The 24,258-nt window shown below is 36.7% G+C and carries 22 protein-coding genes and 1 other RNA gene; 3 read left to right on the plus strand and 20 right to left on the minus strand.

What is annotated here, in order from left to right; all coding sequences use genetic code 11:
* Positions 1-29 precede the first annotated feature (29 nt).
* The 19 genes from rimP to ACFIME_RS01060 form a co-directional block, all read right to left on the minus strand.
* The gene (rimP, locus tag ACFIME_RS00970; protein ID WP_375611870.1) at positions 30-680 is read right to left on the minus strand and encodes a ribosome maturation factor RimP; all 651 of its coding nucleotides are present in this window, start codon (positions 678-680) and stop codon (positions 30-32) included.
* 127 nt (positions 681-807) lie between these two features.
* The gene (locus ACFIME_RS00975) at positions 808-1,509 is read right to left on the minus strand and encodes a tRNA (guanine(46)-N(7))-methyltransferase TrmB (protein ID WP_375634588.1); all 702 of its coding nucleotides are present in this window, start codon (positions 1,507-1,509) and stop codon (positions 808-810) included.
* A complete protein-coding gene (gene metK / locus ACFIME_RS00980) occupies positions 1,506-2,774 on the minus strand; it encodes a methionine adenosyltransferase (RefSeq protein WP_375633979.1) in 1,269 nt (422 codons plus the stop codon). The genes ACFIME_RS00975 and metK overlap by 4 nt, the downstream gene beginning before the upstream one ends.
* 130 nt (positions 2,775-2,904) lie before the next feature.
* Positions 2,905-3,318 (minus strand): helix-turn-helix domain-containing protein, encoded by a 414-nt coding sequence (locus ACFIME_RS00985; protein ID WP_375633981.1) that lies wholly within the window; start codon positions 3,316-3,318, stop codon positions 2,905-2,907.
* 148 nt (positions 3,319-3,466) lie between these two features.
* Positions 3,467-5,101: an apolipoprotein N-acyltransferase gene (gene lnt / locus ACFIME_RS00990; RefSeq protein ID WP_375634587.1), complete on the minus strand. Its 1,635-nt coding sequence runs from the start codon at positions 5,099-5,101 to the stop codon at positions 3,467-3,469.
* Entirely contained in the window at positions 5,064-6,089 is a 1,026-nt protein-coding gene (locus ACFIME_RS00995) for a hemolysin family protein (RefSeq protein WP_375634586.1), read from the minus strand. The genes lnt and ACFIME_RS00995 overlap by 38 nt, the downstream gene beginning before the upstream one ends.
* Before the next feature lie 107 nt (positions 6,090-6,196).
* Complete coding sequence (gene ybeY / locus ACFIME_RS01000) at positions 6,197-6,664, minus strand: rRNA maturation RNase YbeY (protein ID WP_375633985.1); 468 nt, start codon at positions 6,662-6,664, stop codon at positions 6,197-6,199.
* A complete protein-coding gene (locus tag ACFIME_RS01005) occupies positions 6,661-7,785 on the minus strand; it encodes a PhoH family protein (RefSeq protein WP_375634606.1) in 1,125 nt (374 codons plus the stop codon). Before ACFIME_RS01005 ends, ybeY begins: the two co-directional genes overlap by 4 nt.
* A gap of 159 nt (positions 7,786-7,944) precedes the next feature.
* Positions 7,945-9,321: a tRNA (N6-isopentenyl adenosine(37)-C2)-methylthiotransferase MiaB gene (gene miaB, locus ACFIME_RS01010; RefSeq protein WP_375684361.1), complete on the minus strand. Its 1,377-nt coding sequence runs from the start codon at positions 9,319-9,321 to the stop codon at positions 7,945-7,947.
* Between the two features lie 31 nt (positions 9,322-9,352).
* Positions 9,353-9,844: a ribosomal protein S18-alanine N-acetyltransferase gene (rimI, locus tag ACFIME_RS01015; RefSeq protein WP_375633989.1), complete on the minus strand. Its 492-nt coding sequence runs from the start codon at positions 9,842-9,844 to the stop codon at positions 9,353-9,355.
* A complete protein-coding gene (gene tsaB / locus ACFIME_RS01020) occupies positions 9,844-10,530 on the minus strand; it encodes a tRNA (adenosine(37)-N6)-threonylcarbamoyltransferase complex dimerization subunit type 1 TsaB (protein ID WP_375661910.1) in 687 nt (228 codons plus the stop codon). Before tsaB ends, rimI begins: the two co-directional genes overlap by 1 nt.
* Before the next feature lie 735 nt (positions 10,531-11,265).
* Positions 11,266-12,294 (minus strand): YeiH family protein, encoded by a 1,029-nt coding sequence (locus ACFIME_RS01025; RefSeq protein WP_375621200.1) that lies wholly within the window; start codon positions 12,292-12,294, stop codon positions 11,266-11,268.
* A 69-nt stretch (positions 12,295-12,363) separates the two neighbouring features.
* On the minus strand, positions 12,364-12,969 hold the full coding sequence (gene recR / locus ACFIME_RS01030) for a recombination mediator RecR (protein ID WP_273790577.1): 606 nt from the start codon (positions 12,967-12,969) through the stop codon (positions 12,364-12,366).
* A gap of 30 nt (positions 12,970-12,999) precedes the next feature.
* On the minus strand, positions 13,000-13,323 hold the full coding sequence (locus tag ACFIME_RS01035) for a YbaB/EbfC family nucleoid-associated protein (RefSeq protein ID WP_375661909.1): 324 nt from the start codon (positions 13,321-13,323) through the stop codon (positions 13,000-13,002).
* Positions 13,324-13,337: 14 nt separating this feature from the next.
* Positions 13,338-15,278: a DNA polymerase III subunit gamma/tau gene (locus ACFIME_RS01040; protein WP_375661908.1), complete on the minus strand. Its 1,941-nt coding sequence runs from the start codon at positions 15,276-15,278 to the stop codon at positions 13,338-13,340.
* 221 nt (positions 15,279-15,499) lie between these two features.
* An RNA gene (ffs, locus tag ACFIME_RS01045) (signal recognition particle sRNA small type) lies at positions 15,500-15,597 on the minus strand.
* A gap of 1,587 nt (positions 15,598-17,184) precedes the next feature.
* Entirely contained in the window at positions 17,185-17,592 is a 408-nt protein-coding gene (locus ACFIME_RS01050) for a hypothetical protein (protein ID WP_375684362.1), read from the minus strand.
* Positions 17,593-18,129: 537 nt separating this feature from the next.
* On the minus strand, positions 18,130-18,993 hold the full coding sequence (locus tag ACFIME_RS01055; protein WP_273790573.1) for a prephenate dehydratase: 864 nt from the start codon (positions 18,991-18,993) through the stop codon (positions 18,130-18,132).
* The gene (locus tag ACFIME_RS01060) at positions 18,990-19,721 is read right to left on the minus strand and encodes a 3-deoxy-manno-octulosonate cytidylyltransferase (protein ID WP_375618030.1); all 732 of its coding nucleotides are present in this window, start codon (positions 19,719-19,721) and stop codon (positions 18,990-18,992) included. The genes ACFIME_RS01055 and ACFIME_RS01060 overlap by 4 nt, the downstream gene beginning before the upstream one ends.
* Before the next feature lie 104 nt (positions 19,722-19,825).
* On the opposite strand from ACFIME_RS01060, the gene ACFIME_RS01065 reads away from it, so the two are divergent.
* Positions 19,826-20,389 carry a c-type cytochrome gene (locus tag ACFIME_RS01065; RefSeq protein ID WP_375661907.1) on the plus strand — a complete coding sequence of 188 codons (564 nt, stop codon included), beginning with the start codon at positions 19,826-19,828 and terminating at the stop codon, positions 20,387-20,389.
* An 836-nt stretch (positions 20,390-21,225) separates the two neighbouring features.
* On the opposite strand, the gene ACFIME_RS01070 is transcribed toward ACFIME_RS01065, so the two are convergent.
* Positions 21,226-22,020 (minus strand): molybdopterin-synthase adenylyltransferase MoeB, encoded by a 795-nt coding sequence (locus ACFIME_RS01070; protein ID WP_375636671.1) that lies wholly within the window; start codon positions 22,018-22,020, stop codon positions 21,226-21,228.
* A gap of 87 nt (positions 22,021-22,107) precedes the next feature.
* Between ACFIME_RS01070 and gshB the strand changes: the two genes are divergently transcribed.
* Positions 22,108-23,055: a glutathione synthase gene (gene gshB / locus ACFIME_RS01075; RefSeq protein ID WP_375634580.1), complete on the plus strand. Its 948-nt coding sequence runs from the start codon at positions 22,108-22,110 to the stop codon at positions 23,053-23,055.
* Positions 23,056-23,188: 133 nt separating this feature from the next.
* Complete coding sequence (locus ACFIME_RS01080) at positions 23,189-24,235, plus strand: substrate-binding domain-containing protein (protein ID WP_375627631.1); 1,047 nt, start codon at positions 23,189-23,191, stop codon at positions 24,233-24,235.
* The last annotated feature ends 23 nt before the right edge of the window (positions 24,236-24,258 follow it).

A 24,258-nucleotide genomic window follows, 5' to 3' on the forward strand; every position in this document is an offset into this window, starting at 1 on the left:
TGCCACACGATGGGTATTTCCCAGTGATATTATTTTTTGAAATTGAGCGTCTGTATAGAGTCGTTAGCGTTCTCTTCGGCAATGAATTGTTGACTTAAATCTTTATTTTGTTTCAATGCATCGCGAATAAGCTCATCGGTAAGCACTAAATGCGCATTTATGATATCACAAAAGGAAATAGGGGTATACATGGCTTCTCCATAAGCAGCTTTATCAGTGTTTAAAATAAATCCATCTTGCGTGATATTTGTAAGTGTCCCACGAAATTTTCGGCGCCCATCAATTGTTATTTTGGTTTCAATTTTTGCAAGATGCCCTTGCCAATGAAAAAAATCAGATTTTCTTACCAATGGACGATCAATTCCAGGTGATGAGATTTCTAAATGATATTTGCGTTCAATAACATTTTGTACATCAAGGAGGGGAGAAACTGTTCGACTAACAGTTTCACAATCTTCTATGGTCATAGAACCATCGGCACGTTCAACCATAATTTGAAGTGTTAAACCATTTTGACCAAGAAGTTTCACACGAACCAAACGAAAACCTAAAGGTTTAAGTAGTGGTATGACAAGAGCAGCAACTTGTGCTTCGATACCATCTTCTTCAAACAGGCGCGGTTCGTCAAGATTGCTTATTTTTTCAGCTTCGTTCATACATTTTATCCAAGTTGGTTTCATCAGTTTTATGATATTAAAAAAGAGCGGGTCCAACGGCCCACTCTTCATCATAAGACCAAGAATTTAACTATTGATACTCTTAAATTCAAAATTTTTCAAGTTGTTTATGAGAAAAGCGCTTGATCATTTATTTCTTGATAAAGGTAAGATAGGCAGGCGTTCGTCCTTCACGTAAAGCTTTTGCTTCATAGCGGGTTCCGCTCCATAGTGGATAAGGGAGTTTCCAGTCTTGAGGGCTTTCTGCTTTCCATTCAAAGTGATCATGTTGTGCACAATGGTACAAAGTCCAGTTTACATAACTGTCTATATCGCTAGCAAAGCGCAAAAACTTTCCTATTTTAAGAACACGAGCAAAACGGTTAAGATTTTTTATGTTGATGAAGCGTCGTTTCCAGTGTTTCTTTTTCGGCCAAGGATCAGGATAGAAGAGGTCTATTCCATCAAGCGAGTTATCAGGGAGCCAATCAAGAAGGCGTGTAGCATCATCATTATAGAGGCGAAGACGATTTTGATGGTTTTGATGCTGTTCAAGAGACGATAATATTTTTGCCATGCCATTGATAAAGGGCTCGACGCCGATAAAACCGGTTTTTGGAAAATATTCCATTTCATGAAGTAAATGTTCACCTCCACCAAAACCGATTTCAAGTCGAATTTCTCTTACTTTGCTTGAAAATAAGGATGTAAGGTTTAAGGGAGGAGGGACATTTAAATCAATATTCAAATTGGGGAGAAGCATTTGTATACGTGTAAGCTGACTGTTTCGAAGTTGTTTTCCTTGTCGGCGTCCAAAAAATGCTTCACTCTTACGTATATTATGTTTAATCATGGGATTTGGATCATTGTTTGAAGCGTTTTCACGAGATCAGTTTTTTCCCATGAAAACGAACCATCGTGTTTTGGTTTACGACCAAAGTGACCATAGGCAGCTGTTTTCGCATAAATAGGTTTATTGAGGTCAAGATGTTTTCGAATGCCGGTAGGTGAAAGGTCCATTATTTTGCGGATGGCTTCTTCAATAACTTTTTCATCGACTTTTCCTGTTCCATGAAGATTAAGATAAATAGATAAAGGTTGTGCAATACCAATTGCATAGGAGAGTTGAATGGTGCATCTCTCTGCTAAATCAGCAGCAACAATATTCTTAGCCAGATAGCGTGCCGCATAGGCAGCAGAACGATCAACTTTTGTTGTATCTTTTCCTGAAAAAGCACCGCCTCCATGGGGTGCTGCACCTCCGTAAGTATCCACAATAATTTTGCGTCCCGTTAATCCGGCATCGCTTTGAGGTCCTCCAATGACAAATTTTCCTGTTGGGTTAATATACCAACTGCATTGAGCTGCAATGGGAATGTCATGTAAAGCTTGGCGAATGTAAGGTTCAACCACTGTACGTACTTTATTGGAATCCCAGCTTTCATCAAGGTGCTGCGTTGAAAGAACAATGGATGTGACCTCTATCGGTTTTCCATTTTTATAACGTATGGTTATTTGGCTTTTAGCATCTGGTCCTAATTTTCCAGTTTCTCCCTCTCCTTTATGACGAGCTGCGGCAAGAAGTTTGAGAATTTTATGCGCATAATAAATTGGCGCAGGCATGAGATCAGGTGTTTCACGGCAAGCATATCCAAACATGATACCTTGATCACCTGCTCCTTCTTCACCATGCCGATCCGTAGCATTATCAACCCCTCTTGCTATATCAGCTGATTGTGGGCGCAAAAGAACATCAATTTTAACAGTTTTCCAATGGAAGCCTGTTTGTTCATAGCCAATGGTACGAATAGCACGGCGGGCTGCTGTACGAAAACGTGTGGGATTAATGAGTGGAAAGCTAGTTTCATCATAGATGAATTCTTTATTTTTATCTTTTTTTAATAGCGTATCGGGAACACGTACTTCACCAGCGATAACAACACGGTTGACACTGACGAGAGTTTCACAGGCAACGCGTACTAACCATGGATCAGTACCAGTCTTTTCAGCTTCTTTATAGATCATATCAACGATTTCATCGGAAATACGATCACAAATTTTATCAGGATGTCCTTCCGATACCGATTCGCTCGTAAAAAGATAATCTTGATGCGGCATAGGAACTCCTTCAAAAAAGAAAACCAACGATTTAATCAATTGCTTACTAAAGTCGTCACCATTTGCTAATTCTACAGCAAATAGTCAATGCAAATGTATATGAATAAAAGAGAAAAGATATAATTTTAATTTATAACTTATTTGTCAAATCTTCCTCAGAAAGTGCTTTTGCCAAGTCAATAATTTTTCGACGCACTTTAGCATCAGATATATTTGTAAAAGCGCGCATGAGTTGAATCCCTTCGCTGCTAGAACAAAAGTCTATAAAATTGTGTTCACTTTCAGCAAAACCCTCTACTTGTTGGGAGGTAATACCTTTATCAAAAAAGTAAGAAACAGGAACATCCATAATTTCCGCTATCGCTTGAAGACGGCTGGCACCAATACGGTTTGTTCCTTTTTCATATTTTTGGATTTGCTGAAAAGTAATTCCTAATTTTTCACCTAGTTTCTCTTGAGTGAGTCCTAAAATATTACGACGTAAACGGATACGAGTTCCAACATAGATATCTATAGGGTCAGGTTTTTTTTTAGTTTCGGTCATAATGCAACTCTTTATTTCCAGCATTTTTCTTCTAAACCAACATCATATTTATGCGCAGTTGATTTATCATATAATTAAAACAATATGTAATATTTTTTCCCAATATTACTGGTACACGCAACATAATACCGTACAAAGGGCACTTGAATCATTTAAGCTGTTTTGTAAAACCAAAACCAATACGACACAATAGCATAAGGATGAATAAGATAAAAGTAGAGAAAGTTCTGTATTCATTGCTTCCTATAGGGGTAATGGATGATGGAACTCGTGAATCAATAATGCCCACAGCATTTTGTCGAAGAGCTACAACGATTCGTCCATAAGAATCAATAACAGCTGATATGCCATTATTGGCTGCCCGTATGAGGGGGATTCCCAGTTCAACGGCACGAAGCTGTGCTTGTTGAAGATGTTGATAGGGTCCAGGTGTTACACCAAACCATGCATCATTTGTAATATTAATAATTGCTTGAGGCGGGGAGCCTTTAAAAGTCATTTCATGGGGAAATATTGCTTCATAACAAATCAAGGGTAGATAAGAAAATCCGTTTGGCATTGTAACAATTTTGCGCACACTTGCAGCACTATATCCACCAATATTATCGGCAAGGGTACGCAATCCAATTTTTTTCAATAAATTCTGATAAGGAAGATACTCACCAAAAGGAACCAAATGAAGTTTATCGGAAGTATTTAAAATATTACCTTGAGCATTAATGACTGCAATTGTATTAAAATATTGTGTTTGGGAATGAGGTAGATCATTGCTGGCGCGTATTGCTCCAACGATAGCCCATTGTTTAGGTTTTAAAAGAGAGGCAATGCGCATTGTGGTAGATGAGTTATCATAGAGAAGGTAAGGAACGGAAGCTTCAGACCATACGATAAAATCGGGTTCTGAATTTTGATCGGTTGTTGGCGTTGCACTTAGCTTCATATGCGCTTCCAACATAGATTCTCGTGTATTATCACGCAATTTTATATTTTGTTGGATGGACGGTTGAACAATGCGCACCCAATAAGCACTTTTTTGATCTTCAGCTGTGTTTTCTATAGTATGAAGACGATAAAACCCAAAACCACAGTGAATTAATATAAGTGATAAGCAAAGAGAAAGTGCCACTTTCTTTTTTTCATCCGTTAATAAAACAGTTGGCAAACTGTAGGCTAAGACAGCAAGAATATTCATTCCGTAAAGTCCTACGATTGCATCAGATTGCATGAACACTGGGGTTGGCATGGCTGTATAGCCAAGAGAATTCCATGGAAATCCTGTGAATAAAAACGCACGCAACCACTCGGATAATCCTAATGCAAAGGCTAAAACAAAAAAGCGTGCTATTCCTTTTGTCCATAATAAACCGACAATGAAACCAGAAAAAAACCAATAAAAAGAAAGGTAGAGTGGAGGGACTAAAATGGCTAATGGGACGGCCCAACCAAAAGAATCTGGATCTGTTAACAAAGCATTGCATAGCCACCAAAGGCCGCAAATAAAATAACTAAAACCAAAGGTTCCACAGCTTAAAGCGTAAGTAAAAAAATGTTTTTTATTGTTTTTGGTGGACTGTATTGAGTCAAGTAAAACAATAAAGAGAGGGAAAGTTAGAAAGCAAAGAGGTGTTAAATAAAAGGGTGGAAGTGCAAAAGAAGTAAGAGCACCACACAGAAATATCCATGCTTGGCGCTTCCAGCCTGTAACAGAGAATAAAAAAACGATGAAATTGTTTAAAAACGCTGGACTATTCTTTAGGGATGGCATTGTTCTCAAGATTCTCATTTTTGGGAATGCGAAAAATGCGCAACCGTTTGATCCGGCGTTTATCAGCTTCTAAAATACGAAATCTATAGCCAGGTACAGCTTCGACAATTTCACCTTTGGCAGGAATGCGATCAAGAATTGAGACGATCAAACCACCAATAGTATCAACTTCATCACCATATTCGCCTACGATAAAATCAGGACCAAGAGCTTTCTCCACATCTTCTAGTTCAGTTCTTGCATCAACGAGCCATTTATTATTTGGTTCACGTACGATAGCATTGTCGACATTATCATGTTCATCTTCGATATCTCCAACGACTAACTCAACAATATCTTCCATTGAAACGAGACCATCTGTTCCTCCATGTTCATCAATAACTAAAGCCATTTGAGTTCGTGTAGTTTGCATCCGTGTTAATAATTTGCTTGCAAGCATAGAACTGGGAACAAAGAGAACTGTTCGGATCAAATCCAATTCACCAATTGGAGTATGCAAGTCTGTATGGTTTAATTGAAGAAAATCGGATTTTTGTTCGGTTTTTGTTGGATTGATAATAAAGCGAGTGATGTAGTTAAGAATATCGCGGATATGGATCATGCCGCGCGGATCATCTAAAGTTTCAGCATAAACGGGGATACGAGAATGACCAATTTTTGCAAAACATTTAAGGGTTTCTCCAAGAGAGGTGTTTATTTCTAATGCTTCGATTTCAGAACGAGGTATCATAACATCATCCACGCGTGCTTCACGTAAGCGTAAAATGTTATGCAGCATAGTACGTTCTTCAGGTGAGAAGAGGGCGGTATCTTTTTCATTGTTAGTCGTGAGTGCAACGGTAAGATCATCGCGCAGTGACGTAGATGCACAATTTCGACCCCGTAAGAATGAAAACAAATGATTCATCAGGGAATATTTTTCTGTATGATTCGTTTGCTGAGAGGGGTCTTTTTCATTATTAGAAGATGCTTGATTATTATTTTGTGCATTTATTTTGTTTGCCATGGTTTTGAAATCTTCTAGACTTTCTTTTATAACAGATAAATAAGAGGCTTTAAGTGGTATGCTGGTAATATTGATTTTAAAAGTTAAATTTTATCATTGATAGACAATTATGCGTAAGGATCTTTTATGGAAAGCTTTTGAAGAATTTCCCTTTCGAGCTTTTCCATTTTATATGCTTCATCATCAGTTTCATGGTCATAACCAAGCAGATGCAAGATACCATGAACAATCATATGTGTTAAATGGTCTTGAAATGTTTTTCCTTCTTTCTCTGCTTCGAAAACAACAGTTTCTCGGGCAATAATAATATCACCGAGCATGGGACCAGGTCGATTTCCAGCTTTAAGTGGAAAAGCAGGAAAGGATAGTACATTAGTAGATTTGTTTTTGTTGCGCCATTGTGCATTGATTTGTGCCATATGTTCATCATCCGTAAAAAGCAGGCTAATCTCGCTTACAACATTTTCCAATGAAACATGATGCATAGCTGTCATTAATGCTTTTTCAGTGATATTATAAAGCATTTTCTCATCATTCCACCCTGCGCTTTTAATCATTATATCAATAATAATCATGATGAATCAAATTCATTTTTTAATGCATCGCGTGTGAATGATTTTTTTTTATTTTGTATTTCGGAATCACGATCATAAGCACGAACGATAGCAGCAACAAGTGGATGGCGTACAACATCTTTTTCATCAAAATGCACAATTGCAATATTTTCTATATTTGAAAGAATGCGAACTGCTTCAATGAGACCTGATTTTTGCCCTGTAGGCAAATCAATTTGGCTTACGTCACCGGTAACGATCATACGCGTTCCTTCTCCAAGACGTGTGAGGAACATCTTCATTTGCATGGGCGTAGTATTTTGTGCCTCATCAAGAATAACAGCAGCATGGGCAAGTGTTCGTCCGCGCATAAAGGCGAGAGGAGCAATTTCTATGACACCAGAAGCTAAAATGCGTTCTATTTTTTCAGCGGGCATCATATCATAAAGAGCATCATAAAGTGGTCGTAAATATGGGTCGACTTTTTCTTTGAGATCACCGGGAAGAAAACCAAGACGTTCTCCAGCTTCAACAGCCGGACGTGAGAGAATAATTCGTTCAATGATACCACGTTCTAGAAGCATTGCAGCATGAGCAACAGCAAGATACGTTTTTCCTGTTCCTGCTGGTCCTACACCAAACACAAGTTCAGTATGCTCCATAGCACTTATGTAAGCGTCTTGTGTTGGAGTTCTTGCATGAATTATTTTTTTATGGGTACTCAACCGTGCTGGTATACGTTTCGTTGCAGATTTGTGTGTTATTGTGTCTTCTTTCTGCTTCTTTGGTATATTTGCCATAGCAATCGCTCCTTTTATATCTGATAAAGTGAGCTCTTGATGTGTTTTGGCACGTTCATAAAGCTGCTGCAATACATATTGCGCACGTTTTATAACGGAAATATTTCCACGGATTAAGACTTCATTACCACGCGGATGAATACTAAGTTCGAGTTTTTTTTCGATATAAGCGAGATTTTCGTCAAATTTACCAAAAACTGCTTTTGCATATTGATTATTTTCGAAAATCAAAACAACTTGGCTCAGATCTGAAGCGCTTGTTTGTTTCAAGGTATCAGCCTTTTCAAGGGACGTATTTACTTTTTCTTTAATACGCTTTATTTTTTCGGTTGAAGCTTTCAGCCTATTCTCCATATCTACATAAATATTGCACATTTTTTTAAGTAAACTTTATAAAAGACAATTTTTTACAAAAAGTGCACGCTTTAGATGTAATCATTTTCTTTTAAAATAAAAGAGTTTTCCAAAATATTTATTGTGAACAAGGTGTTAGAGGCATGTCTATCTATTTGTCACTTCACCAACAAAACTGTTTGAGCTTGCATTTTTAATATGAATTTCTATCACGCTACCTGTAGAGGCTTCTGTATCGACGACAACAGGTAAAAGCCAAGGGGAACGCCCTACCATTTGTCCTGAGTGACGTCCAGTTTTTTCGATGAGAACGTTCGTTTTTTGACCAATTTTAGAACGCAAAAATGCATTTTGTTGCTCAAGGAGAAGGATTTGTAAATGTTGAAGTCGGGCATCTTTTACAGATTCATCAACATGATTTTTCATTGTGGCTCCCACTGTTCCAGGACGGGGGGAATATTTAAAAGAATAAGCTGAACTGTACTGTACTTGTTGAATAAGTTTAATGGTTTCTTCAAAGTCTTCATCTGTTTCTCCTGGAAACCCTACAATAAAATCGCCTGAAAAGGCAATATCTGGCCGTACGGTTCGAATTTTTTCGATAAGATGAAGATAATGAGAGCTTTTGTGTTGTCGGTTCATGGCTTTTAAGATGCGATCTGAACCTGATTGAACAGGAAGATGGAGGTAAGGCATTAACATATCAAGATCTCGATGCGCGGCAATAAGGCTATCATCCATATCACGTGGGTGGCTGGTTGTGTAACGCAAACGCTTTAAACCATCGAGTTTTGCGAGATGATAAAGAAGATCGCCAAGACGCCAAGTTTTGCCATCAGCACTTTGTCCATGCCAACCATTGACATTTTGTCCAAGCAGCGTAATTTCTTTGACACCCGCTTCAATGAGTTGAAGGGCCTCTTCAGTAATTTGTTCAACGGATCGTGATATTTCAGCACCGCGTGTGTACGGAACAACACAAAAAGTGCAAAATTTATCGCAACCTTCCTGCACTGTTAAAAATGCGCTAACACCTCGTTTTCTTACTGCATGTTTATTATGGGGCGGCAAATGAGCAAATTTATCTTCAACAGCATAGTCTGTTTCGATAATTTTTTTCCCTTGTTTGGCTTTTTCTAACAATTCTGGCAAGCGATGATACATTTGCGGACCAATAACAAGATCCACTGTTGGAGCACGGCGCAAGATTTCACTTCCCTCAGCTTGTGCAACACAACCTGTTACACCAACCATAAGGGGTTTATCAGGTGTGCGCTCTTGACGCATAACGCGCAAACGACCGAGATCAGAATAAAGTTTTTCTGCTGCTTTTTCACGAATATGACAGGTATTAACAAGAATAAGATCGGCATCATTGGGAATTTGTGTTGTCACATAGCCTTGCGAACTGAGACTATCAGACATCCGTTGGCTATCATAAACGTTCATTTGACATCCATAGGTTTTGATAAAAACCTTTTTAGGAGCAACAGGAGGCGTATTTTTAGGATTTATTTTATTCATAGCGCATGTGTAAATGTTTTTTACACAAATCTCAATCTATTTGCTTAAAAGTTTTTTGCATGATAATTGCATCACCACGACCATTTTTTGACGCGTAGTAGGCAAGACGTTCAGAAATTTTTTGAAATTCAAAGCGTTGATAAAGGTTCAAAGCAGAAAGATTTGTGGCTTCTACTTCCAAGAATAATTTTATGGCGCCCTTGTCGTGAAGATGGTGAACTGTGCTTTCGATAAGAAAGGTACCAATTCCTTGTTGACGATAATGAGGATGAACAGCAATTGTGATGATTTCTGCTTCATCAAGGATGAGACGGCATAGGCAAAAGCCTAAAATTTGATCAGAGCGATCAATGAGAAAAACTTTGTGTCCGAAGATAGAGTGATCTGTTAAGAAATTATCAAAAGCTTGTTTTTCCCAAGAAGGTGTAAAACAATGCTGATGAATTTGATGAAGAGAAGCACTATCATTAACTTGTAGCGGAGCAATTCCAAAATTCTTTTTTGTCAATGAAAATTTGGGCATTATTTTTTTTGTGGTAAAGCAAAATTGGTTTGTTGTTTTGCATCAGCGCTGCGTAGATAGAGTGGGCGAGGTGAATTTTTTGATTGTTTGTTTGCAGCAAGATAAGCATAGTTTACAATATCAGCCGCTTCGCAGGAGATTTTTTCTAGGACAATTTTTTCGTATATTTTATGGTTTTTAACATGCTCCACAACGACATCAGCAGCTGGGCCAGTCAGTCGGGTTTTTTTTGGCAAATCTTCGAGGATATTTTCAATTGTTTTTAATGCCGGCTCTCCCAAAGGTGTGAGATCATTATGAAAATTTTGATGGTAGAACATCCCTCTCCCTGCTTCAATGACAACAGTAATTGCCGATGCTGTACTTTTACTGTTTATGACTTGTGCTGCTAACGCTTCAAGAGCACTCACTCCAATAGCTGGTATTTCAAGTGCTAATGCCAAAGCGCGCGCTGTTGCAACACCGACACGTACACCAGTAAATGACCCAGGTCCAATATTGACAGCAATACGCTCAACTTGATCAAGCGTCATATTGGCTTGTGTCATTATTTGTGTAATCTGCCCAATAAGTTTTTCAGCATGTCCTTTGTTCATGCGCTCATTGATACGCGCAATAACAGATTTATGACGAATAAGCGCAACAGCACAATAAATTGAAGCAGTATCTATAGCAAGGATAAGCATAAAAATATTTTAGTTGAATAAAACGATAAATAAAAGTCCTGCTGTATTTTTAATATTTTCATTATCGTATATTTCATTTGTAAGAAAGTTACTAGTGCCAATAAGCAACAATATCTTTTTATGGGATAGAACGAGATGTTGATTTAATCCTTATTTTTATCACTTTTTGAATGAGTATCTTGAGTATTGTAAGATTCTCTTATTTTAAATCTACTTATGGTGAAACAATTAAAGTTATTAGCTTGTATATTACAAGCGGAGTTAGCGTATGAATCAAAACTGTTGAAGAAAAGAATAAAAACTCCTTTCACGAATCGTTTAAATGTAATGATTGTCACAACTTTTAAGCTATCAAATAGTACGATGATGCCACTTGTATTACATAGTAAGTAAAAGTAATTTAAAAGAGGAACAGTTATGACCCCACATTTTTTCCAAATAAGAATATATTCTATCCGTCTTTATATAAAAACCTCAGCGTAATGAGAGCAGATGAAAGAAATGGCATTGTTTTGCATGAGTTACGTATTTCGATACTACCCTGTTGCAAATCATTATGGACTGAAAAGCAAATTTGACAGTTTTCACTTAAATATCAGCTCTTTCAATTTTTTGTATAGAATAATGAGCAGTATTTTAGAACTTTTTCTGGTTTATGAAAGAACTGATTTTAATAATAATGAGGACTTTGGGTTGATTGCATACTACGTTGAAAAAATAATAATCAATACACATTTAAAATGTTATATGATTTAAATCATTTAATTGTATCATGATAAGGCTACAAATACCGAGAATAATTATGGAGCAGGTTGAAGCCAAAATGACGCGCCATCCTGCTTTTTTTAGTGATCGGATATCAACACCTAATCCTAGTGCAGCCATTGAGATAACAGTAAACAACTGGGCAATAAATTTGATGGGATTGATAGCCTTTTCAGGGATAAGACCACTTGAGCGAACAAGCATCATGATAATAAAGCCAATGATAAACCATGGGACGAGGGTATGTAAACGCAAGCGTGTTTGTGCTGATCGGCGATAAATGATTGATAGAGTAAAAATAACAGGGCCTAACATGAGAACCCGTACTAATTTGACAATTGTTGCAATTTGAACACTCAGAAAAGAGACAGATGCTGTTGCTGCTAAAACCTGTGGTACAGCATAAACAACCATGCCAGCAAGCACACCATATTGGCTAAATGACAAATTCAGAGATGGATGTAAAAAGGGTAGAAATAAAATAATAAGAATTCCTAAAAGAGCAGTGAAGGCAATTGACGCGGCTACATCGTCATGTTTTGCTTTTATGACAGGTGCAACGGCGACAATAGCTGAATTGCCACAAATAGCATTCCCACAAGCGACCAGCATTGCTAAATGTGTAGAAAGCCCGAAAAGTCGGCCGATGGCAAAGCTCAGGATAATCGTTACGAATATCACGAATATGATACTAGCAAGCAAATTCCAGCCAGCTGAAAGGACTGCGTTAATGCTAATGCTTGCTCCTAGAAGAACGATAGCAATTTCGAGAAGTGTTTTTGCACAAAAGGTGATACCTTTTTGAAAATATGTTGGCAAAGGAAAACAACTACGGATAATCGATCCTAAAAGAATTGCCAAAACAAGGCTTTCAAGCCAAGCTTGTCCAAAAAGCTGTTTTTCTACGACTTCTAAGCCATAAGCTAAGGCTGATATGAGTAAACATACTAGAATACCAGGACCAAAGTCGTTTAAAAGTGAGAGTTTTTTCTTTATCACTTGAATATTTTCCCCATACAAAGAAATAATAGTAAATAAAACGAAATAACAGGTAAGAGAAAGAAATTTTTAAAGATTTGTTCTTGCTTGTACAGCTGCTGCTAAAGTTCCGTCATCAAGATAATCAAGCTCGCCTCCTACAGGGACACCATGAGCAAGTCGTGTAATTTTAACTGGAAAATTGGAAAGCTGATCGGTGATATAGTGAGCAGTTGTTTGACCTTCGACAGTCGCATTGACAGCAAGAATAATTTCCGTAATAGGGTTTTGTACAACACGCTGTATTAAGGTGGCAATGTTGAGTTCGTCAGGACCTATTCCATCTAAGGGGGAGAGTCGTCCACCCAACACATGGTAACGTGCGGCTAAAGTTTTTGCGCGTTCAAGAGCCCACAGATCAGCAATATCCTCAACAACGATGATTGTTGTATCATCGCGGCGCAAATCTGTACAAATTGAACAAGGATCAATGGTATCGACATTTCCACAAACAGAACAAATGCCGACTTTTTCTATAGCTGCTTGTATAGCTGCTCCTAAAGGCTCCAGCAAAGTCTCCTTTTTCTTGATAAGATGCAGCGCAGCACGACGCGCTGAACGTGGACCAAGACCTGGTAACCGTGATAAAATCTGAATGAGACGTTCAATCTCAGGTCCTGCAATGTATTTAGACATATTTTTGTCTCACGGGAAAAATCCGTTTCATTAAAATGGAAGCTTGAAACCTGATGGGAGTGGTAGTCCTGCCGTCATACTTTTGGTTTTTTCTTCTATTGCGACTTCGATTTTTGTTCTTGCTTCATTATAAGCTGCCATAATGAGATCTTCAAGAATTTCAGCATCCTCAGGTTTGAGTAATGAAGGATCAATTTGAATTGCTGTTATAATATTTTTGCCATTTAAAGTGATATTGACGAGACCACCCCCTGCAGTGCCCACAGCTTGCAGATTAGCTATTTCCTCCTGAATCTTCTGCATTTTTTCTTGCATTTCTTTAGCTTTTTTCATCATGCTCATCATTTCACGCATAGGAATAGGTATCCTTATTCATCATTGATATCATTTTTATTTTTAAAAATATTAGCATTTTTAAAGGTATTGGGGAGTAAATCAAGATCATTTTCTTCTTTATTGAGTCGAATATCGACAATTTTTGCTTCTGGGAAATGATTGAGGATTTTCGCGATATCAGGATCTGTTTCTGCATTGGAAAAAAGAGTCTTTTGAATCGCTATACTTTCCTCCTGTAAGGTTGGGCCACCTCCTTCATTAACAAAAGTTATTGTCCAGCGTTTTTCAGTCCATTGAGATATCTTTTTTTCTATATCATGAGCAAGAAATTGTGGGGTATTTTCAGAAAGTCTCAAGGTAATATGCCCAGCTTCAAAAGAAACAGGATGAACAAATTCTTTAACAAGGAGTTTGAAAGGAACGTCATTATGCTGTTCGGCTAATTGAACAATATCGTGCAAAGAATTAATCACGAGAGTTTTAGGTTCAGTAATCTTTTCTGTTTTTTGCGTGACAGAATGCGATGAATTTGCAATCTTTTCAGAAAGATCAGTAGATTGAGAAGTTTCTAGAATTTCTGTTACTTCTTGGGCGTTGATTTTGTCATGGTTTTGATTTTCAACTAAATTTTCTGGTTGTAAGGAATGATCTAATTGGTTTTTCAAAGATGTTTTTAAATCTGATTGATCGGCTAATATATTTGAAACGCTCGAGGAAGCATGGGCTCCGACCATTGTTTCTTTTGTTATATTATTTGCATTTGTAGATTCTTGATGAGAAGAATTTTTAACCAGTGTGAGAGGCGTTTTTTCTTGCGTAAGCTTTTTTAAAGCCTCATCAAGAGTTGGTAAGTCAGCCGTGTGAGCAAGACGAATTAAAAGCATTTCAGCGGCTTGAAGAGGACGTGCAGTTTGATTAACTTCCTGTAAACCTTTGAGTAACATTTGCCAGTTTCGGGATAAAATAGGAACGGAAAGTTTTTTTGAAAAGTCTAAACTTCTTAAACGTTGTTCTTCAGTCAGAGAGAAATCTTCCACTATTTCTGGTGTAAAACGTAAACGTGTGACCAGATGATTAAAATCGGCTAGTTCTGTCAATATAGTAAGAGGATCAGCACCTGCTTCATATTGACTGCGTAATTCATGTAACGCATTGACAACATCGCCCTTCATGATAAATTCAAAAAGATCAATAATACGTGCTTGATCCGCTAATCCTAACATTGTACGCACCGCAATAGCATTAACATTGCCATTGCTATGGGCGATTGCTTGATCAAAAATGGATAATGCATCACGTGCAGATCCTTCTGCAGCACGGGCAATCATAGAGAGTGCTTGATCTTCTACTTCTACCTTTTCATATTTCGCAATTTGGCGCAAATGTGCACTCAAAGCTTTTGATTCAATACGTCGCAAATCAAAACGTTGGCAACGCGAAAGAATTGTAATAGGAACTTTGCGAATTTCTGTTGTGGCAAAAATAAATTTCACATGGGAAGGTGGTTCTTCAAGAGTTTTCAATAAACCATTAAAGGCTTGTGTTGAGAGCATATGTACTTCATCGATAATATAAACTTTATAGCGTGCAGAAACAGGACGATAGCGTATTTGTTCAATAATTTCACGAATATCATCAATGCCCGTATGAGAAGCGGCATCCATTTCTATAACATCAATATGGCGCCCTTCGATAATTTGTGTGCAATGTTCACCAAGAGAGTCCAATACAGTTGTTGGTTGGTCAATATCTTTTGTTTTATAATTAAGCGCACGTGCCAAAATACGTGCTGTTGTGGTTTTACCTACGCCACGAATCCCTGTTAACATCCACGCTTGTGCAATACGACCTTTTTCAAAGGCGTTGGTGAGAGTACGCACCATAGCTTCCTGACCAATGAGGTCAGAGAAGTTTTGGGGTCGATATTTACGAGCAAGAACACGATAGGCTGTTTCTACCGGTAAATTTTCCATGAATATTTCCAACTTCGAAGTTTTTTATGCGTACATTTTGATAATACAAAAGCATAGATCAATACTGTAGTCTCATATAAAAGGATTTTTTCTTAATCAAATTATTTATGGGACAATTTGTTTAAAATAACCAAATCCCTTTATTTGCTGCATACAAATGCCGCTCTGAAGATTAAAAATACCTCGCTAAAAGACAGCATAAAAATAATTTCTTCAGCAAAATAGGAGGTTGGAACGATGACCCGTACCAGAACTCGTTGGGGCTGCTTCTTTCCAGACCTGACCCAGTTGGCGAGTAGTTCGTCCACCACCAACCTCCCAAGTTCATATTGTCGATTTGGAATGAAAAATCAAGCTCAGAAACGAAAAATATCCTAAGAAAGACGAAGAATTTTCCTTTGCGTTTAATTTATTGACATATAAACAACAAAGAGATTGTGGATTTACCAGTTTTTATAGCAGTAGCTCTTCATATTTATTTGGTATGAAAATATCTTTTCGCTTAAGATCGTCTGAATGTATAATTATTCTCATTCGCTGAAACATATAAGAGTTTTAGGATAGATACGCCTGTTCTAAAACTACGAAATTGAATGATTAAAAATTTGCAACGATAAAAAAGGCAAATAAAGTATATAGATCATGTAATTGGCTAACATTCGAAAGTTAGGGGGAAGAGTGCTATTTAAATAATTATAAAATATTGCTTTAATGGTGTTGCTCCTCTATACAAAACATCCCAAACATAATACATTTAATGTTGTACATTCACAGGCTTTTTAAAGAGCTATTGTTCAATACTCTTAACTATATTTCAAACTCCACTCATAAATAGTATATATGCTTCCCTTGAGGTATAAATCCATTGTGCACTATCCTCTTTATGCTTAATAAAAGTATAAATTTTAGCCCTCATACTACTTAACAACTCCCAATGTTGCGATCCCTTGCACTTGAGAGGCTTTATAAGAAGCATTTTTATTCCTTTTTTAATCGTTTTTACTCACACATCACTTTCATTTGTAACTTTCAAGGAAACAAATTTAATTGATTTCAATATGAGATTTAAGATGAGAGAATCTTACTTTATTCGTGGTTGTAATTCATTATAAAAAATCGAACTCTTATAATGATAAGTCAATATCTTAAATATCGTACAAGAGAACCACTTCATTTCTATAGTGAATGAGAATATCAAATATGTAATATTTTTGCTTTTAACATATATGAATATAAATACTAAGTAAATGTTATCGCTCTTTTTTTGCATGCTTGTTCTTTTAATTAAAAAACATTGATGTTCATCACAAAATGGATCAATATATGAATTTCCATTATTTGAGAAAAGATTTCATATATTTTTAAGGGATTGTACTCAGCAAGAGAAGATGCAACATTAAACGCTATAGAAATAAGGGGGTAATGATTTTATAAGCATAAAAATGGTTCTTATTCGATATAAGCGACATTTTATAGTTTCAAATAATTATATTCTTTAATAAGGAGGGAAAAGCGAGATAAATTTTTATAAAAAGCTGAATGAGTATGACTTAAAGTGCAGTGAGGAATGCATCTGTAGATGCAAATTTTACTTTTCTGTTTATCTAAGTGATTTGGGTACGATGTGCTTTATAGTACTTAAAATAAAGCAGTTGCGAAGATAGAAGTTATATTCTTATTAAAAAAATAGCTCTGATAGTAGAAAATACAGAACAATTTAAGTTTAGTCTTTTAGTTTTCGCAAAAGTTCTTTAATATCTAACCTTATAAGCAGCTTAAGGTTTGTCATATTAGGATAAAATACCTCTTCAGCGATTAGTTTTAGTAGCTCATTATGCCGTATTTTGAAAAAAACGCCTGAAAAAAAGAATAACTCTACTCAAATTTAGATGTTATAGAAATATTGTTAATCATAATCTCCTGTGTCACAATTTGTTCCAACAACTTTTTTCTTCGTAATATTTTTAAAAATATAATGTCCTGACGAAGGAAAACTTATATGAAGAGATTTTATATTTTTTAGGATAAAGATCTTCTTTTCTTTATCATGGGTTATTTTTTTTTCATCATCAACAGCAATTCTCAATTTGTTTAAATCAGAAGGGTTAGAGTACGATAAAGTAAAGGATACTTTCTTCGGTTCAAAGATACTACAAGAGTATTCAGCTCCTTGATGGATTATATCGGATGGTATGATCACAACACTTTCATCCAGCCCAAAATTCCATTTTTTCTCACCAAAGCCAGCAAACGCAACACTAGAGTAGGCGAGAATATTTGCGGCTAATAATCCTTGCATGAAGATTTTTTTCATTATCCTCTCCTTTTTCTAAAGTGAGGTGAATCATAAATCAATTTTTATAAAGATAAAAGCTCAAACTTAACGCTAAAAACAGGGCTAAGTTGCATTTTCTAGTTTTAAACCATGTTTAGAATGATATTAATCTAAAAGATTTGAATGCTCTATTATATATAATAATTTGAATTATTTTGAGAGCTAATTTAGAAGTTCGTTATCTTTATTGGAATAAATTGTCAGAGGAAATGACTTTTCTCAAGAAGCTCTCTTTGAATATATAAAGGGAAATAGATGGTACAAGCGTTTTTATTTTTGGTTACTGTGTTTTTTACACTGGTTTTTATACGAATTGAATTGCGGTTTATCATGATATAATTTGTGAGAAAATATTATGAAAATAATTTATATATTCTATTACGAGCTATTTTTTCTTCTTCAGTGTTTATGAAGGGTGTTGAGTAGAAAAAAACGAGCCCTTTCAAGATGGGGTGCATTATGAAATTTTTATGATGTTTTTTGATATCAATAAAAATGATGGCAGCTTAATTGCTTTTATATATACGATGTTCGATCGTTTTGTGCTGGATAAGTACCGATAATACGCAGTTCTGCAGAAAAGAAAGATAATTCTTCTAAGGCAAGTTTCATCATCGGGTCTTCAGGATGTCCTTCAATATCAACAAAGAATTGTGTTGCATTGAAATTTCCACCAATTTGATAGCTTTCTAATTTTGTCATATTGATACCATTCGTTGCAAATCCTCCCATAGCTTTATAGAGAGCAGCGGGGACATTGCGCACTCGAAAAAGAAGACTGGTGATGATTTTTTCGCCATTTTGAGGTTTGGGGACATGCCGTTTGGAGCGTGAAAGGATGACAAAACGGGTAATATTATGAGGGTTATCTTCAACATCTCTTTCAAGAATATCAAGTCCATAGAGTTCTGCTGCGATTAAAGGTGCTAAGGCAGCCTGTGAACGTTTAGCATTTTTTTTAATAAATTTTGCAGCTCCAGCGGTGTCAGCAGAAACAACAGGTTTCCAACCGTTGTTTCGTATGATTTTTCGGCATTGTGCAAGGGCATGCGTATGGCTGTGGACGGTTTTAATTTCGTCATGTGTAACGCCGGGCAAAACCATGAGTTGAAAATGGATAGGTAAAAAATATTCATCAATAATATAAAGAGATGACTGCGGTAAAAGATGATGAATGTCTGCAACGCGTCCCGCAAGGGTATTTTCAATAGGGATCATAGCAAGATCAGCTTTCCCGCTTTCCACTAAATTAAGGGCGTCTTCGAAAGTAGCAGAGGGAACAGCATCCATATTGGGGAACATATTGGAGCAAGCAATATGGGAATTAGCGCCGTATTCTCCTTGGAAAGAAATTTTATTAGTTTTTTTTAGTATTTTCATGCTAAAATCTCACAAACTCTATCGAGATCATGTTGTGTATCTACACCTAAGGGAATTGTATCGACTATTTCCACATCAATACGCATATTGTTTTCTAATGCACGTAATTGTTCAAGTTTTTCACGTTTCTCAAGTGGTGAGGGTTTGAATGATACAAATTTCTCAAGTGCTTCGCGCCTATAGGCGTATATTCCAATATGGTGATAAAGAGGACCCTCTCCATAAGGTGCTTTGGCGCGCGTAAAGTAAAGAGCACGAAGGCGATTTTGAGAAAGCGGTGTACCAATGATTTTGACAACGTTGGGATCTCTTGTTTCATTTTCTTCAATGATTTGAGCACCCAAGGTTGCAATATCAGTAAAGCTATTTTCTAAAGGGCGTAGTGCACGAATGATTTCACGAGGCATGATTGTTGGTAGGTCACCTTGTATATTTAAAATGGCGTTGTAGCGTTGTTCAGGATCAATGCGCACTAAAGCTTCATAAATACGATCAGATCCAGACTTATGATCACCTCGTGTTATGATATATTCATGCCCATAATCTGCAACAGCTTTAGCGATATCATTATGATCTGTTGCAACGATTGTACGTCCTATTCCAGCTTTTTTGGCTTGTTCTGCGACATGAACAATCATCGGTTTTCCGCCAATTTCAGCGAGAGCTTTTTGAGGAAGACGGGTTGAGCCCATACGGGCAGGAATAAGAATAATTGGTTCAAGAGCCATTGTAAGATTCCCAATGTCATCTGTGATGCATTTATGATATTGTGTGTTATAAAGAAAAAGCTTAAACTAAAAATGGTAATGAAACCGTGAACATTTGAGTTTTTATGAATCGCCCGAGATTTATTTATTTTATTTGTGCTTGTTTATGTGTGCTGGTTGCTATTGTGGGGATTTTCACACTCAGCAATATAGTTTACGATCATCCTACATCAGTCCAATATCATCATACAGTTGCCAAGAATGATATATTTCAAGAAAAACAAAAAGCACCTGATGTTTCTCTATCACTAAATAGCCGCCTTCAACAAGGCAATTTTGAAAATGGCCGTAAAATTTTTCGCCAATGTGCCATATGCCATACTTCTGGACGCAATGAAGCAGGGCGTGTTGGTCCAGTTCTCTGGAAGATTGTTGACCGCCCTTTGGCATCAGCAGCAGGTTTTGCTTATTCACGGGCATTGCGTGCTCATTCTGATCAAAAATGGGATTTTATCACTTTGGATCGTTATCTACGTTCTCCACGTGAAGCTTTTCCTGGGACTATTATGTCTTTTCGTGGAATTAAAAATGACCAAGATCGTGCCGATCTTTTGCTTTATTTACGCAGTTTATCCGATCATCCTGTTCCTTTACCAATGGATAATAATAAAGCGAACGAGCCAAATTAACTTATACCATAGATGTTAACTTTAGAAAGAAGTCTGATTTTTTTGTAATTTTAGTTTCATAGTTTTATAAAAAGAGCTCTTATATAAAAATGCACTCTTTACGCTGTCATCTGCGGATTGGTTTTCAAGATTTGTGTGCTTCACTTTTTCTACATATACTTGTCTGTGAAATTATTGCTGAAGGATTATCAATTCATGAGCCGCAGCTTTCTGCTTCTGAATGCAATAATTATGTAATTAAAGCTCTCCATGAAGTTTATCTCAATCCTTCTATACACATCAATCCCTATGTACTTTTACATCAATTCCCATGTATTTTTCTTATGAACAGAGACAATTGATTGTTCTTATACGTGCAATAATCCTAAGCTGCATTTTATGATGCTCGATGAATAGACGTTTTCTCTTGAGGTTAGAGATGTATGGACAGATCATTGACCTTTTATAGTATCGATCACTAAAATATGACTTAGATTATTTATTTATAGGTTATGGTTTGAAGTAAGCACTTTCATGTGAAACAATTTTTATGTGTGAATAGTAAAATAGTTGAATAGAGTTCTGCTGATTGTATTTTTATCTACGTCGAAAATTTTTTACACAAGAATACTGATAGCAGCTACGTTCCAACGAGTCTCTGTCCATTTATAGACGATGACATGAAATTATGATGATAATCCATTATAGAGAATTATTTTTTCACAAAAGGTTTGCCATATTTGTGATAAATTTAATAGGTTTCATTGGTTACAATGTTTCGATGACTTGCGATAAAATAATTAGTATTTCAATACATATTGCGAGAGTGCTAAAAATTAGTGGAAGAGAGGACATAATCATGATTCTCCAAGCTCCTTAATAACTATGGTATTTTCTTTATAATTTGAGCGTTTATAAGTAATAATATTAAATTGCGCTAATAATCCATTATAGAGAAGAATCTTTCCTACTAATGGCTCTCCGATGTTTGTGATCATTTTAATAACTTCCATTGCTTGTAGGGTTCCAATAACGCCAGGTAAAACACCGATGATTCCAGTTTCAGCGCATGTTGGGATAGTCCCGTGAGCTGGAGAGGTGGGGAATAAATCGCGATAGTGAGGATTATTGTCTTTATATGGCATAAGGACGGTTAATGAGCCATTAAAACGTTCTACAGCACCACTTATTAAAGGTTTTTTACATTGGGCAGCGTGATCAGCAAGAAGATAGCGTGTCGTAAAATTATCACTTCCATCAACAATGATGTGGTAAGCATTGAGCAGTTTATCCACATTACTTTTGTCTAAGCGTAGGGTGTGTTTTTCAACTATAACATGGGGATTTATTGCTTTTATAGTGGTTTCAGCACTGTCTGTTTTACTTTTTTTGATTGCATTTGTTTTATGAATAACTTGGCGTTGTAAATTGGAAAGTGAAACGATGTCGTTATCGACAATTCCAAGAGTTCCAACACCTGCGGCAGCCAAATAGGTTAAGACAGGAGCACCAAGACCACCAGCGCCTACAACAAGAACACGTGCTTTTTTTAGCTTTTGTTGCCCTGCACCACCAATTTCAGGCAAAATGATGTGGCGTGCATAGCGTTCGATTTCTTTGTTGTTTAATTTTATATCTGTTTCTTGTGTCATAAATTTTCTCTTGTCATAGTTCTTTTATTGTTTACTAAGTTTATGATGCATAGACCAGTCTGCTTTTAGGATAGAGAGGATTTATTTATGAAAATTGCCATTCAGATGGATCATATTTCAACAGTTCGGATTCAAGGAGATACGACATTTGCACTCGCTTTAGCAGCCCAAGAACGTGGACACTCTCTCTTCCATTATACACCAGATCGTTTATCTCTATACGATGGTTGTGTGATTGCACGACTAGAGCCATTGATTGTACATGATAAAGAGGGAAGCCACTATCGATTAGAAAAGCCTGTTCGTACGGAATTAACAGATATGGATGTGGTTCTTTTACGCCAAGATCCACCTTTTAATCTCAATTATATCACAACAACTCATTTGTTAGAACGTATTCATCCTAAAACACTCGTTGTGAATGATCCGGCATGGGTACGCAACAGTCCAGAAAAAATTTTTGTTACTGAATTTTCTGATCTGATGCCAGAAACATTAATTACCAAAGATATTGAAGAAATAACAGCTTTTAGAGAGACATTTGGCGATATTATTGTTAAACCACTTTATGGAAATGGGGGCGCTGGTATTTTTTATTTAAAACAAGATGATCGCAATTTAGCATCATTGTTGGAAATATTTGCAGAAATTTATCACGAACCTTTTATTGTTCAGCGCTATTTAGAGGCAGTACGAAAAGGAGATAAAAGGATTATTTTGCTTGATGGTACACCTGTTGGAGCTATTAATCGAATTCCGACAGAAACAGATGTGCGCTCTAATATGCATGTTGGAGGTCGTGCGGAAAATGTGGAGTTAACAAAACGTGATTATGAAATTTGTGAACGCATTGGTCCAGCCTTAAAGGAACGCGGTCTTCTTTTTGTGGGGATTGATGTGATTGGAGATTATATAACAGAAATTAATGTGACGTCTCCTACGGGAATTCGTGAAATTAAACGCTTCTGCGGTATAGATGTTGCTCATTTGTTTTGGGATGTTATTGAGTTCAAGCGTTCAAATGAATTTATTTGACAGAGGACAAAAACATGGTTTTAAAAAAATGATCCATGTTGTTTTTTATATTTGTTATGTTGCAAATGTGAACTAGAATGACCGTATGATATAAATTAAGAGGCTTTGTTTTCAATTTTTAGGGAGTTTATAGATGAACAAAGTATTATCAATTGGAGTGGGATTGATTTTTGCGCTACTGCTGTCAGCAAATGGAGGCAATGCGCGCGATCAAATACAGATTACTGGTTCATCTACAGTTTTACCTTATCAAAAGATTGTTGCTGAAACATTTGGAGAAATTTATCCCCATTTTAAGGTTCCTGTTATCGAATCGGGAGGAACAGGAGCTGGTATTAAGGAATTCTGCCGTGGTATTGGGGAGAACACTGTTGATATTGTTAATGCTTCGCGAGCAATGAAACCGAGTGAATTACAGTCTTGTTTTGATGCTGGTGTAAAAGATGTTGAGGAAATACGTATTGGGTATGATGGCATTGTTTTTGCAACTGATATTAAGGGGCCTGATTGGAAATTACAGCCAGTAGATGTTTATAAAGCCCTTGCTGCTCGAATTATTATAGACGGAAAGTTGCAACCGAATAATGTTTTGAAATGGAGTGCAGTTAATAGTGCTCTTCCTGATTGGACGATAGCAGCGTATATTCCTGGAGAGAAGCATGGGACACGTGAAGTTTTTGAGGAAAAATTACTTACTAAGGGGTGTAAAGAGAGTGGGGCAGTTGAGGTGATGAAGTCTTTAGGAATGGATGATAAGGAGATACACACTGCTTGTATTGCGGTACGTAAGGATGGAAAAGCGGTTGATATTGATGGTGATTATTCTGAAACATTTGCGCGTCTAACTTCTAATAAAACAGGGGTTGGTATTTTTGGTTTGTCGTTTTATCAAAATAATGCTGATAGGCTAAAGGTTGCCGATATTAACGGTTTTGCGCCAACAGTTGAGACGATTTCTAGTGGACAATATCCAGTTTCTCGTCCGCTTTTTTTCTATATTAAGAAAGCACATTTAGGTATTATTTCAGGTTTGCGAGAGTATGTTGATTTTTTTCTTTCTGATCAAATGATTGGTCCAGAGGGTCCTTTGGCTGAATATGGTTTGATTGTTTCTCCTGAAAAGGAACGTCAAGCACAGCGTTCTGATTTTTCTGCTGGTCGAGTAATGACATTGAAATAATTTGCAGGGAAAATTTGTTGGAT

The organism is Bartonella sp. AP1QHHD, from assembly GCF_042196265.1.
Lineage (GTDB): Bacteria > Pseudomonadota > Alphaproteobacteria > Rhizobiales > Rhizobiaceae > Bartonella.

Excerpts from the sequence above, each read along its gene's own strand:
- rimP (WP_375611870.1), bottom strand. The coding sequence starts at position 680 with ATGAAACCAACTTGGATAAAATGTATGAACGAAGCTGAAAAAATAAGC.
- ACFIME_RS00975 (WP_375634588.1), bottom strand. The coding sequence starts at position 1,509 with ATGATTAAACATAATATACGTAAGAGTGAAGCATTTTTTGGACGCCGA.
- metK (WP_375633979.1), bottom strand. The coding sequence starts at position 2,774 with ATGCCGCATCAAGATTATCTTTTTACGAGCGAATCGGTATCGGAAGGA.
- ACFIME_RS00985 (WP_375633981.1), bottom strand. The coding sequence starts at position 3,318 with ATGACCGAAACTAAAAAAAAACCTGACCCTATAGATATCTATGTTGGA.
- lnt (WP_375634587.1), bottom strand. The coding sequence starts at position 5,101 with ATGAGAATCTTGAGAACAATGCCATCCCTAAAGAATAGTCCAGCGTTT.
- ACFIME_RS00995 (WP_375634586.1), bottom strand. The coding sequence starts at position 6,089 with ATGGCAAACAAAATAAATGCACAAAATAATAATCAAGCATCTTCTAAT.
- ybeY (WP_375633985.1), bottom strand. The coding sequence starts at position 6,664 with ATGATTATTATTGATATAATGATTAAAAGCGCAGGGTGGAATGATGAG.
- miaB (WP_375684361.1), bottom strand. The coding sequence starts at position 9,321 with ATGAATAAAATAAATCCTAAAAATACGCCTCCTGTTGCTCCTAAAAAG.
- rimI (WP_375633989.1), bottom strand. The coding sequence starts at position 9,844 with ATGCCCAAATTTTCATTGACAAAAAAGAATTTTGGAATTGCTCCGCTA.
- tsaB (WP_375661910.1), bottom strand. The coding sequence starts at position 10,530 with ATGCTTATCCTTGCTATAGATACTGCTTCAATTTATTGTGCTGTTGCG.
- recR (WP_273790577.1), bottom strand. The coding sequence starts at position 12,969 with ATGTCTAAATACATTGCAGGACCTGAGATTGAACGTCTCATTCAGATT.
- ACFIME_RS01035 (WP_375661909.1), bottom strand. The coding sequence starts at position 13,323 with ATGCGTGAAATGATGAGCATGATGAAAAAAGCTAAAGAAATGCAAGAA.
- ACFIME_RS01040 (WP_375661908.1), bottom strand. The coding sequence starts at position 15,278 with ATGGAAAATTTACCGGTAGAAACAGCCTATCGTGTTCTTGCTCGTAAA.
- ACFIME_RS01050 (WP_375684362.1), bottom strand. The coding sequence starts at position 17,592 with ATGAAAAAAATCTTCATGCAAGGATTATTAGCCGCAAATATTCTCGCC.
- ACFIME_RS01055 (WP_273790573.1), bottom strand. The coding sequence starts at position 18,993 with ATGAAAATACTAAAAAAAACTAATAAAATTTCTTTCCAAGGAGAATAC.
- ACFIME_RS01060 (WP_375618030.1), bottom strand. The coding sequence starts at position 19,721 with ATGGCTCTTGAACCAATTATTCTTATTCCTGCCCGTATGGGCTCAACC.
- ACFIME_RS01065 (WP_375661907.1), top strand. The coding sequence starts at position 19,826 with ATGAATCGCCCGAGATTTATTTATTTTATTTGTGCTTGTTTATGTGTG.
- ACFIME_RS01070 (WP_375636671.1), bottom strand. The coding sequence starts at position 22,020 with ATGACACAAGAAACAGATATAAAATTAAACAACAAAGAAATCGAACGC.
- gshB (WP_375634580.1), top strand. The coding sequence starts at position 22,108 with ATGAAAATTGCCATTCAGATGGATCATATTTCAACAGTTCGGATTCAA.
- ACFIME_RS01080 (WP_375627631.1), top strand. The coding sequence starts at position 23,189 with ATGAACAAAGTATTATCAATTGGAGTGGGATTGATTTTTGCGCTACTG.